The organism is Legionella brunensis, from assembly GCF_001467025.1.
GTDB classification, from domain to species: domain Bacteria; phylum Pseudomonadota; class Gammaproteobacteria; order Legionellales; family Legionellaceae; genus Tatlockia; species Tatlockia brunensis.
In genome coordinates, this window is sequence record NZ_LNXV01000011.1 from 1 (window position 1) to 12,766 (window position 12,766).

The following is a 12,766-nucleotide window of genomic DNA, read 5'->3' on the forward strand; positions in this document are numbered from 1 at the left end:
CTTTTTATTCTTACTCATGGGCACCTCTTTTAAGTGTTGAAATTATAACAAGTTAAAAGAGATGACACAGTTATTTAAACACTACCAATGAAAACCACAATCGAGAGGTTATTCATCTACTATAGGTTTTGAGATTTCAAACCTGTTAATCCATCTGAAGCTGTACAATACTCTGTTGCTTCTTCTAGATGTCCATTGCCACACATCGTTGCAATTTTTATTAAAACTTCTTGCTGTTGTTCATGCAGAAACGCGGGGTCGAATTCACTAGGATCTCTTTTGCTTAATTGGCAAAATCTCTCAACTTGTCGCTGGTTAATCTCCACCGGTGAAAATAGAGTTAATCCTCTTAGTCCTTGAGCCATAACTCGAGCCGCTTTTCTAATCATAACGAAATCTTGTGCCCCTTTATCCGAAACGAGCTGATTTACCGCTTGATTCGATGGCCTTGTTTTCCCTCCCAACATTTCAGCAATTCCTAAAGCTCGTCTGGGGTTTTCAAAAAGGCAATCAAAATTTTCCTGATTAAACTTACCGCCGTAGCTAAGGCAGAAACAAGCACTGGCCAAAGTATGAATAAAGCTGGCATGTTCAATTAGCAGAGTAAGATTAGGGGGGCTAAGAATTTCAGCTTTCCCAAGATCAGCTAATAAATCCTGAAACTCCAATGTCATTAAATTTTTCTTAAATAATTCTTCACAAAGATCAATTAAACTACCATTTATCATTTCATCAGAGAGATTGACACGCAAATATCTTAAAATACCGGCAACGACTTCCGCATTTTTGAGGTGTTTAAGAGCAAGTTCTCTAGTATTGTGTGAAAACTGCTTTACTTTCGCTAACTGCTTAAATACTGAAGCTATTGCATCTGAGAATTCTGGAACTTGACTGACGAGTGTTTTATTTTCTTTATCATCTAATGAGACACTTTTTAAAGATTTTATCGCATTCGCTAATTTATCAGCATATTGCAGATTTGTCCTTATTATCGCTAAGTTTTCATCACTGCATAAATCATTCTGAAGAATGCTGACACCTTCAATTAAAGTTGACGAATGCTCTGGGCTATTAAAGAGAATATCCAAGACATGCTGTACCTGAGCTGGTTGCAGTTTCAATCCCTTTAATTTTTCGAGAGCAAGACTTATTTTTACGCTATATTCTTTTGTAGCATTTGCTAATATTGCATCTAACCTCGGTAATACAGGCCATCCAGCTTCACGGAAAGTACTCAGTGTATCTTTTATCCACTGTTTAGCGCCGATAACTTCAAGATGAAGGCATTTATCGAGATAGGACTGTGTTATAGCCTCTTTTGTTTGACTTAGCTCTTCAAGAATCTCTAAAAATCCAGCAGTGTTTTTTCCTAGCTTGGAAATTGCGACTAAATTAGCTCTTATCAGATTAGGATCAATCTGAACCAATAAGGTTACAATCTTATAAATAGAGCTAATGCTAAGAGTATGAGGCAAACAGTCCAAATCAATACCTTGACCAACAAGGTCATATCGGTGCAATAAAATTATCGTGCTGGTCATTGTACAAGGAGCTTCGCTCTTAGCTGTCAATAGTAGTGTTTTAGCAGAGAGTACTTCCGCTTCCTTGAGGGATTCGATGTCTTTTAATACTTCATTAACAGTTGATAAATCAATTTGTTGAACTAAATCTGCAAAAGGGATGTCCAAAGTACTTCCTTTTAAGGACACGATAAGCTGAGACAAATTCTCAGCTTTATCTTTATATTTTTCTAAAAGTAAAATATGAGCAGCAGTTAGTTGTTTATTCTCTTTTAGTCGCTGTAGAGCGTTTTTCCCACCTAACAGCTTTAAAAACTCTTCCAGAGCTTTACTGCTTTCCGAATCATTCCAGGTATTTTTGCCAAGACAAATTCTTACTACTTTGACATATTCTTTAGGAGTAAGCTCTCTATCCTTTTCCCCTTCTTTAATAATTTCTGTGTTGTAATATTGTCGCAACTCACCAATATGAGGTTCATCTCTGATGAAACGAACTGGTCCTTTATTAATATCATAATTATCAAGACACTTTTTAATTTGTGAAATCTTCATCTGACATCCCATCCATGTTTATTCCGTACAAAGCAAACGGTTGTTTGCATGCAAGAAAAATAGCGATAGCCAATTCAACAGTCAATAACTAAGCAATTAATTTTTATCCAACAAGGAGAAGAAAATATCAGCTAACCGCGCAAAATAATGAGGGTCAAGTCCATCTTCCAAATTCCATACCCAGGAAAGAATAGCTTGCGCAAAGCACCACTGGTAAATTCGTTTTTTATCCAAATTAAGTAGAGTTGCACTAAGGGAGATACGTCGACTCAAAAATACTGGAAGTGCTTCAATTTTCAACAATTCAGGCATCGGATTTTGTAAGAAAGCAGCAAGTTCATAAGCTTCATCTCCCATAACACCTTTGGGATCAATAACCAACCATTCGTCCCCATGCCGCAGAATATTTTCATGATGCAAATCGCCATGTAATAATTTATCTTCATTCACAGGTTGTAAAAGTATATTGGAAAGCTCTCTGGCCTTCTCAAGGTAAACTTTAGGGATAGACCAATCTTTATGTAGAATTGAGAACCAATCTCGAAGATGAGGGAACTCTCCTCGCTTAGGTATTGGAGCCTGATGTAATCGCCTGGCACAATCACACACAATTTCAATTGCTTCTTCTTCATTCTTTGGCCAATCATTTTTTATAGATAGACCAGTCACTGCCTGTTCAAGCAATAAAGCATTATCCATCTGCGCTAAGACAGCAATCACTCCGTATCCAGCAAACGCCTTAAGAGCCCTAACCTCATCCTGCAGTGCCGATTTATCAAATATTAACTTAAGAATAATGGGTTTTTTATGCTGAAACCCGCTTAGAACATAATTGTAAGATAAGTTCTTCATAACTTTTAAAGAATCTAGCTCCCAAGCCAATGAAACTTTTTTTATCAAATTAGGTAGACTTGCTAGCCATTGTTTTCCCTCATCTCCATAAAGACCTATGATAGTTTGCTCATATGCAGACATTCTAATCCCTTCCCCCCTCGTTCCTTAACATCCCCGGAAAGTATTTTTGACACTGATGATTTATACCCTATCTTAGGTAAATCACTGAGCGTAAATTGGTGTTGATCGATAATCATTCTGAGCATGACAACAACTCCTACTTCTTCCATGGCCTGATTCAAAAAATCAGAAACTCCCTCATCCACAAATGATTACCGCCTATATCAATAATCCACCACTTATCTTTATACTTAAAGTTATAAAGACTAGGAAAAAATGCTTTCAGAATCATAACATGTCATTATTTCGACCCTAGCTTATCTCATACCGGACATGGATTTCGATTCTCTAAATTTTTACGTCAGAGCCAAAGTTCCGTAATATTGGGCCTACTTCCCAAAGACCTGTTTCAACGCCCATCTGGCGCAATTGCTGCACTCTTGACAGCTGAGCTGCACCATACATCAAATGATAAGCGATATCCACTACTCTTCGTTGTGACAAATCCTCCAAATAACTTCCTTTAATCCATTGATTAAAAGAACCAATACAAGGGCCACACCAAATCTGATAATCATTTTTCCTAGTTGGCTCACCTTGTATCGCCCATCGACTTGATTGACCTAAATACCAGCGAAATACTAACCCCATTTTATATTTTTTATCTTCTTCTGCTTTTTTAATTTGGCTTGGATCACGATGATTGAAATACTCCTTAGTTTGTTGCCATACTTCTGCGAAATTTAAGCGAAATATTTGCTGTTCAATTTCATAGGCTAAGTTCCTTGGAATCTCTTCCAAAGAATTATAGGTTTTATAAATTGAATACAATTTATTTGCCTTACTTCCAAATAAGGTTCCGCGTTTCAAAACTTGTAACTTTACTCCCTGTTCAAACATATCAGCGGCGGCAGCCATGATCACGTCAGTCATTGATGCAGACGACATCATTTTTTTTCCTTCTTCAGATAAACCAGATTCAACAGCTGTTTCATTAATAGTACCAGTAAGAACATAAGCAGCTCCCATTGAAAATGCAGCATATACTGCTTCTGGTGTGCCTATTCCTCCTGCAAGTCCTACACGGATTGGATTCTTGTAGGAATAATGCTGATTCATTTGATTAACCAATTTATTTATCAATGGAAAAAGAACGGTACTTGGGCGATTGTCCGTATGCCCTCCTGAATCTGCTTCAACAGTAATGTCCTCAGCAACAGGTAATTGACTTGCTAATTGTGCTTCACTTTGCGTTAGTTTTTGCTGTTGGACTAAATGAGATAAAATTTCTGCTGACGGTGGCATCATAAACTGTTTTGCAACCTCTTCTCGAGAAATTTTAGCGATGACATGATTTGGCCTTTTTATCTGACCATCAGGAAGTAAGCTTATGCCTTTAAATGAATAATGAACAATATGAGGGCTTAATTCCATATAAGCAGAAGCAGAAACTCTTCGTACCTTTTGAGTTAAATACACATTGACAACAGCTTCTTCAATCATGGGTTCATTAGGGCTATGGATTAAATTAGAGCCCCAACTGCACGAAATATCTTTAAGAGCATCACGAATTGTAACGATATTGTCTTCAACAATTGAAGGGATTAAGCCAGCAGCACCAAAAAAGCTAACTAATCCTGCAGATGCAGCAGCAATCACCATTTTTGCTGTGGCAATCCCATTAGCCATCTCACCGACAATATAAGGATATTGTGCTCTATGAGCTTTTAAAAAACATACATCACCTAGATAAGCTGGATGAAATAGAGGAATAACCCCAATTAATGACCATTGCTGAATTATTTCATTAAAATTGACCTCACCTGAGATCACACCACGTTGATGTGATATTGGATCTTCAACGACAAACCATACACTTGGCTCCTCTTGTATTAGCTGCTTGAGGCTCTCTGTATGAAAATGAAAATTGGCCATAGTTTCATCCTTTATTTCTACTAATCCAATTCGTAAATTTTTTAAATAAAGAACTATTTTGTTTTTTGATTTTTGGCAATTCGAACTCAAGAGGTTTAATCGAAAAAGGGTTAAAAAATACATCGCAAAAATATTTTATTAGTTGCCTCTTGGATATCTCCTTTGACTGCAGAAAGGGATCATAGAAAGTTAATAATTGAATCCAATTAGAGCGACTGGAGTCAAAAAGAGGATTTAAGGAAAAAAAATTAAACTCATGGCAGTTGGCATGTTTTATGAGATCCTCTGTATCTGATCGCATTTCTAAATACTTCGAGATCCAATTTCCTTCTGTAATTCCCTTGATACTATGAGGTGAAAAAGTAGCGAAGGCGGTAAATATTAAATTAGGAACCTCAGGTATCACTCTATCCCTATACATAAATTTTATTTTTTCCAAGTTAACTTTTTTATCATCAACATAAACCTCCAATAAAGACCCAGTTGCTGCTGAACCAGTGCAACAAATTAAAACATCAGTAGGGACCTTTTTGCCATTTTTAAGTAAAATTGCATTTTCTTCCAGAGCCACAATATCTCCTTCTATAGCATGAAGTTGGTAATATTGTTTTAGAATCGCCATTTGATGATCATCAATAATTCCTAGATGAAATTTTTTATGATTGAAAGGTGATTTTCCATAAGTATGAAGAATATGAAATTTTATCCATAACCAAAAAAAAGTTTTCGGCATATAGCGATAATATAATCCTCCGAGAGTCCACATAAATTTTGTCAGATAGTAATGATGTTTTTTGCTCCACTTTATTAATAAATCATATCTTAAAAACCAATATGGAGTTCGACAAAGCCAATTAACATTGTAGCCATACTCATTAAATTTCAAAATAAAATCAGTTGCTGTTTTGCTTCCTCCAAGCACGGATATTTGTTTATTTGCTAATACCAACTCTTGGAGGAGCTTTTCACTTACGTCAAATGAATGATATATTTGGCCCAAAAATTCGTTTCTTCCTTTGAAACGGGGAATTACTCTTTCTGTTATACCATGAGTATAAATAACATAATCATAACCATCTTTAATAAATGTCTTGTTATTCTCATCTGCAATGATTAGCTTTGATTTTCTGGTATTTGAATCATAATTTATTGAAATTATCCTACGGCTAAAACTCATCCTATTGTAGAGATTAAAATGCATACAAAAATCTTTCAAATAAGAAAAAACTTGTGCTGAGGTAATCCTTTCAAGTGGATTAATATGACTTGGTAAAGGAAAATCAGAATAGGCAATCGTGCATGCAGGCGCATGAATCCTTAACCCCGCATAATTATTATCAGGGTGCCATACTCCGCCAAGGTCATTGTTTTTTTCAAACACATCTATTTCATGCCCTTGTTGACTTAATACTTTCAGACAACCAATGCCAATCCATCCAGCACCTATAATCGCTATTTTCATTTTTTTCACCTAGTAACATTCTCTTCTCATTAATTCTTTGCAAATAATTTCAAATACCACTCATAAATCTTTGCATCCATTCGTCTGAATAGTGAATAATGTAGGGTATTGTAGGTATAAGGAATTTTTATACGTTGATTTGCATTAAGAGATTGAAGCACTGAGTTTGCAGCATGATAGCCAGATTCAGCCGCTTTTTCCATGGAAGGTAATTTATAAGCTGTTTTACAATACACCCCTGCTAAATGCAAATTAGCCCAAGGCGTTTTCGCTTTTGGAGCGCTATGATAATAACCACGCCCTGGGGATAAATTAGGACTGTCATTACAAAACCACAATCCATTTTGCTCAACGCAAAAAATAGGTTGCCGGAGAGATACCTCTTCCTGATTTAAGTACTGCAGCGAGGTATCTAAATGCCAATCTAATACTATCTCTTTATCCAAGATACCTAATTGCGCTAGTAATTCCTCCTTGATTTCTTCACGGCTACAATTGACCAGTGGCTTATTATAGAGACCAGGAACAAAAAAATTGGTGAAACTTGTTGAAATGATATGAGCCTGAGGGGAAACTTTACCAAAATTAGTCCAGAAACCTTCACCCTGAATTATTGCAATTAAATTACATGGTGAAGATAAAAATGCTGTGAACACACCTGGACGAAAGTTTGCATTATGGGTTGGCAAAGATTTAAGATAAAATTGAGCCCCAGAAGCCCACTCAAAACTTCGATTGAGGCATGCGGTATCTATGCCACTCTGTTCTAACAAATGACTCGTATCTAAAATTTTTTCAACTGCGTGATAATTCGCTGCAAGCACATAGTGATCAAACTGCTCGCCTGTGCCGTCTGATAGAATACATCCAGAAATAATACCATCGGATATCGTTAGTTCATTGACACTCACTCCCAGTTGAAACCGTACTCCACGTGCTTCTAAATAATTTTTCCAAGGATGTAGCATACTGACGCTAGTGGGACCATTGAACATTTTAATGAGTTTAATTGCTCGCATCATTTCAAGCGCTAACTGGTTAGCAGCGATGCCTGTTACTGCAGAAGAATCAGTTTGTATCGCTGTAGATGCACAGGCCGAGTTAAAAAACATTTGAGTCCATATTTCACTACTGGTTTTAGTTTTAAAAACAGCCTCTGCAGGAAGGTAATCGTAACGGGAAATTAATCGCTGTTCACAGACTAATTGCAAACAAAATAATTTAACCAATCGTAATAGTTCAAAAAAACGTATCTTTTGTGACAGTAGGGACTTAAAACAACTCCAAACATTACGTGCTCTACTATTTTTTCTATCTAAAAAAATAGAAAAACCATTAAATTGCCCCATCAGATCGATAGGCGCCAAATTTAATTCCGAATTAACTAATCCAGCATCTCTTAAATCTGCTAATAATTTACTCAGGCAATGATAATCGGTGTGATACCCTCTCACAGAATGTTCGGTGGGCTCATTATTGTTGGTATACCCGCTTCTAGCCTGCCCTCCAACATCATCAGATGCTTCAATAACAGTCACAGCCAACCCGGCTTGCCTTAAAAGATGCGCTGTTGCAAGTCCTGCGATACCCCCACCAATAACAACAACACTTTTTCTAGACTCATCCATTTCTAATCACCATTTGATTCCCAACATCATGCAATTTAAACCACTTCCAATTCCTAGAAATGCGACTTTATCCCCTGTTTTCAAAAATCCTACTTGATCAGCTATAGCAGCTGTCATAGGCAAAGCTACGGTACCGGTGTTCGCAAGTGTCTCGTAGGTCGTAAAATCTCGTTCTTTAGGAATATTTAATGCACGGCGAATTGCCAATTGATTTGCTTCACCGACTTGATGGCAAATATATTTATCAGGAAAACTGTCTTGCCATAATAGTTCTTGCAAAAAATCCTTGTAGGTTTCTACACCCAATTCAACACCGTATTTTAATACGCTGACTGAATCGGTGTGCATGATATTACACGCATTTCCTAGAATTCCTGTTTTTGATCCCCATCGACATAATTGATGCCATTGGCTTTTTTGTCGAGCCACAGCACCCAATAATTGGTGACTACTGTCTAATGCATTGTCAGACAATAGAACAGCCACAGCACCTGAACCACCTGTCAGAGTAGCAAGAGAAAGGGCAAAATGTTCTATGTTTCGCTGTATTTTCATTTCAGCTACCATGGTGTCAATGATTTCACGACAGCTCTCAGCAGAAACTACTAACCCAGCATGAATTTGTCCTAATTCAATGGCATTCGCTATTTGAATGATACCATTGAGCACTCCCAAACAGGCGTTAGAAACATCATAGACAGAAGCATCAGAGGCAATCGCTAACTGATGCGCCACTGCACAAGCTGTTGCTGGCTCTAACTGAGCTCGCCCCACTCCCGCATAAATAAGAACTTGGATCTTCTTTGAATTGATTCCACTTTCCTTTATTGCTTTTTTTGCGGCTAAAGCTGCATGATCACTGAGCTGATGATCTACTGGCCAATACCGACGTTGATGGATTTTAGTCAGTGCTTCAACTTGTCCCAATGGAATACCAAGCTCCTGATAAACGTCTGTCAATTGTTCCTCAAGGAAGGATGTCGCTACTTTTTCCTTCGGAAGCTCATAAGCAATTTTGTTTATAAATACTCTTTGGTAGCGCATAAAATAAATCTCACTTATTTCGCTCATTCTGTCTAAGCCAAGACGATACTCGCCTTAACCCTTCCTCAATACTGATTTCTGGACGATAACCTATATCCCTTTTCGCAGCGCTGATGTCATACCAACAGGTCACAGTCAATTGTTTGGCAACAAATCGGGTGAGCATCGGTTCAGCTCGAATACCAAGCAGTTTATAAAAAAACTCCAGAATAGCTCCGGCTCCATACGCTAATTTCGGCGATATTGTTTTTTGTACTGCCGGTAAATCTGCAGCCATTAAAATACGATTGATGAACGCATTAATTTCGACCGGTTCATCTTGGGAAATAAAATAGACTTTGCCAGCACAAGTACTTGTTTCCTTGAGATGCTCGAGGGCTAGGAGGTGTGCTTGCGCAGCATTATCCACATAAACCGTATCCACTAAGGCATTATGATTATTGATTAACTTCAACACTCCACGTCGAGCACGCTCAATCAAGCGTGGGATGAGTTGATTATCATGGGGACCCCAAATTAAATGCGGTCGTAAAGCAACTGTTTTTAATGCATCACTATTAGCGTTCATAACCAGTTGCTCCGCTTTTGCTTTGGTGGCTCCATAAGCATTTAGAAATTTTGTGGGATAAGGTAACCCTTCGTCAGCACCACGTACCTCGTGACCATCAAATACTGTAGAGGGAGAACTGGTGTAAACCAGAAAAGAAACTCTTTGTTTTTTACAAGCTGAAATTAATGACTCTGTACCTATTACATTGCACTGATAATAATCTTCATAAGCACCCCAAACTCCTACCTTAGAGGCAGTATGAATCACTGCATCGATACCTTGTGTGGCTTTGAATAATCGTTGGGAATCCTTCATATCTCCGTAGACCATTTCCACACCTTCTGTCATTAAATCAGGATAATTACCTCGACAATACACACGTACCTTATCCCCTCGGTCAAGTAATTGTTGCACAATAACCTTACCTAAAAATCCTGTGCCCCCGGTTACTAATACTTTCATTTATTAATCTCCTTGGCAGCCCATTTTGCAACCTGTTCACGAATGATTTTTGCATTATGGCGAATGTCCACAGGTAATTTTTTATGGTGCAAAAAATAACTTATTCGTTGTGTCTGAGGAAATTTTTGCGCTAATTGCCGCAACTCAAGTTGGATGGATGTAAATCTTGCTTTTGTATTTGACTCTAATTCAATACAAATAACAGGCACAATTGATCCTTGGACATGAACTCCAACCAAAGCTGACCGAAATACCATAGGATGTTGATTGAAAATTCCTTCACATACTTCGGTAAAATAGGTTTGATCCTTGGTAATTACCCGTTGTGATTTTCGACCGCAATACCAAAGACGCCCAGACTCATCAAAATACCCCACATCCCCCATTCGATGATAAAAATCACGATGATTATCAATAGGAATTTTAGCCAATAATGTTTCTCTTTCCATCTGAAAATAGGATTCCGTTACTTGGGGACCACGCACAACAATTTCACCAATTTCACCGGGTGGTAAAACGAATTGTTTATTCCACTCACGTAACGGCCTATCATCAATTTGAATTATTTTTACATCAGATGGAGGAACAGTTTTACCGACACAAATCCCAAAGCCCTGATGAGTTTTAATTTGTGTATCCTGCAAAATGTCATTTCCTCCCATAAGACTCACTGGTAAAGATTCAGTTGCACCATAAGCTGTAAATAATTCAGAGTTAGGATTTAGTGTATCTTTAAATTGTTGGACAATTTTAGGATGCAACGCTGCACCGGCACTAATGGTCCGTTTCAAAGTAGGCATTTTTAATTTTTTAGTTGCAGCATAACGACTTAAGCGATCTAAAAGAGCGGGTGACGCAAATAAATTAGTTGCGTTAAACTCATGAACTAGTTGAATAATTGTATCGGGGTTAGCCTTGGCTGGTTTGGAAAAGTCCATATTAGGAATCACACTGGTCATTTCCAATGCTGGATCAAATAATGCAAATAGAGGAAAAGTAGGCACATCTACTTCACCTGGTTGAATTTGAAAACTTTTCTTTATCAATTCTACTTGAGCCAAAAAATTACTGTGTTTGTAGACTGCACCCTTTGGGATGCCTGTGCTTCCACTAGTAAACAGGATGGCAGCAATATCGTTGCCATGGGTTACAGGTAAATCTAACGGAGACTGAGTTTCCTTGCCTTGCTGACAAATTTGCTCTAAGGTGGTCCCTCCCCAAAACAAGCGAGGCCCAACTGTAATAATTTGTTGAATAGATTTTTTGCCCCATTTTAATAAAATCCTAGCGATTTGCGCTAGCGGAATGCCAATAAAGCCAATAGGTTCTACTTGATCTAATGCATGCTTTAATTTTGCTTTTTCCAAACCGGGATCAATAATTACAGGGACAATACCTGCCTTAAACAAGCCAAATACCAAAGAAAAAAACATTAAACCAGGTTTGACCATTAACACCACACGGTCTTTAGGTTTCAAACCATGAATAAGTAACCCTTTGGCAATCCAGTGACTAGCCTGATTCAGCTCCTGATAAGTATAACTTAAATACTGCCCCGTTTTAGTCTGTACATAGAGCGCAACTTTATCAGGCTTACGTTGGGCCAAAATAGAAAGAAATCCAGAAATGTTAACAATTGGGCTTGGTTCACTCATTTTTCTTTCTCAAAGGATGATCGATTAAAAATTGTTTCACCAAAGGAATAACTTCTTCTTTCGCATCTTCAAGCACATAGTGACCATGACGTGGAAATCGATGAATTAGGGCGTTTGGAAAACACCGTTGCCATTGTTCAAGGATATGTTTATCAAACACAAAATCTTTCATGCCCCAGCAGATAAGCATGGGAACCTTTTCCAATAAGGGCAGTTGCTTTTGAACAGAGCTCAGAAAGGAATAGGAATAATCATTGGGTTTTACAGGGATATCATGTACAAACTCCCAGAGAGCGATACGGTGAGATGGTGAGTCATAAGGACAACAGTAGGCTTCACGTAAGAGCTTAGGCATACGGACTGCCTGACAACCAATCCAGGCCGTACCACGAGCGAAGAAATTATGCTGCACCACTAAATATTTTCCAATCGTACTTCTCGCTAAGCGTAACAACCAAGGGAATCTTTTCTGTTTGGGTAGATGAAATACAGAAGTATTTAAAACGATGATTCGTGCAATACTTTCGGGATGCTGCACCGCATAGGCCATTCCAATAAAACCACCCCAATCATGTAACACTAAAGTTAGGTTGTTTTTCATTCTTAGTTGCTCTAAAAGAACGTTCAAATCATGAACCCGTTGTTGTACTGTATAAGAGTATTCATTCCTGCTTGGTTTCTCAGACAATCCACAGCCAATATGGTCAGGAACAATAACGTGATATTGATTTTTCAAAGCATGAACCAAGTATCGGTAATAAAAAGACCAACTTGGATTACCATGGAGCATAATAATAGGCTCACCGCATCCTTCATCAATAAAATGCATTTTTTTGCCATCAATGCTTAGAAAATTATTTTTAAAATCATAAGCAAACTGTCTTAGATATAGGCAAAAATCGGCATTAATTTCTGGCATATCAACACATTCTTTAGAGGTACATTTTCTAAGTATAGATGAGGCCATTGGCATTAAATATTTTTATCACATTGTATTGAAATTA

Annotated in this window: 9 protein-coding genes; all 9 read right to left on the reverse strand. The window is 37.7% G+C overall.

The features are described from left to right. Nucleotides 1–119: 119 nt before the first annotated feature. The 9 genes from Lbru_RS06960 to Lbru_RS07000 all read right to left on the reverse strand — a co-directional run bounded on the left by Lbru_RS06960 (nt 120) and on the right by Lbru_RS07000 (nt 12,681). Nucleotides 120–2,072: a hypothetical protein gene (locus Lbru_RS06960; RefSeq protein ID WP_058441473.1), complete on the reverse strand. Its 1,953-nt coding sequence runs from the start codon at nt 2,070–2,072 to the stop codon at nt 120–122. 96 nt (nt 2,073–2,168) lie between these two features. Then, nucleotides 2,169–3,047: an aminoglycoside phosphotransferase family protein gene (locus Lbru_RS06965; protein WP_058441474.1), complete on the reverse strand. Its 879-nt coding sequence runs from the start codon at nt 3,045–3,047 to the stop codon at nt 2,169–2,171. Between the two features lie 327 nt (nt 3,048–3,374). Then, entirely contained in the window at nt 3,375–4,961 is a 1,587-nt protein-coding gene (locus Lbru_RS06975; RefSeq protein WP_162262394.1) for a PfaD family polyunsaturated fatty acid/polyketide biosynthesis protein, read from the reverse strand. Nucleotides 4,962–4,965: 4 nt separating this feature from the next. Beyond that, complete coding sequence (locus tag Lbru_RS16815; RefSeq protein WP_083500857.1) at nt 4,966–6,423, reverse strand: FAD-dependent oxidoreductase; 1,458 nt, start codon at nt 6,421–6,423, stop codon at nt 4,966–4,968. Between the two features lie 29 nt (nt 6,424–6,452). Then, a complete protein-coding gene (locus Lbru_RS06980; RefSeq protein ID WP_058441477.1) occupies nt 6,453–8,051 on the reverse strand; it encodes an oleate hydratase in 1,599 nt (532 codons plus the stop codon). A 6-nt stretch (nt 8,052–8,057) separates the two neighbouring features. Continuing rightward, a complete protein-coding gene (locus Lbru_RS06985; RefSeq protein ID WP_202967543.1) occupies nt 8,058–9,122 on the reverse strand; it encodes a 3-oxoacyl-ACP synthase III in 1,065 nt (354 codons plus the stop codon). Then, a complete protein-coding gene (locus Lbru_RS06990) occupies nt 9,106–10,107 on the reverse strand; it encodes an NAD-dependent epimerase/dehydratase family protein (protein WP_058441478.1) in 1,002 nt (333 codons plus the stop codon). Before Lbru_RS06990 ends, Lbru_RS06985 begins: the two co-directional genes overlap by 17 nt. Then, nucleotides 10,104–11,762, reverse strand: coding sequence for a fatty acid CoA ligase family protein (locus Lbru_RS06995; RefSeq protein ID WP_058441479.1), 1,659 nt, complete (start codon nt 11,760–11,762; stop codon nt 10,104–10,106). Before Lbru_RS06995 ends, Lbru_RS06990 begins: the two co-directional genes overlap by 4 nt. Further along, the gene (locus Lbru_RS07000) at nt 11,755–12,681 is read right to left on the reverse strand and encodes an alpha/beta fold hydrolase (RefSeq protein WP_065235438.1); all 927 of its coding nucleotides are present in this window, start codon (nt 12,679–12,681) and stop codon (nt 11,755–11,757) included. The genes Lbru_RS06995 and Lbru_RS07000 overlap by 8 nt, the downstream gene beginning before the upstream one ends. Between the last annotated feature and the right edge of the window lie 85 nt (nt 12,682–12,766).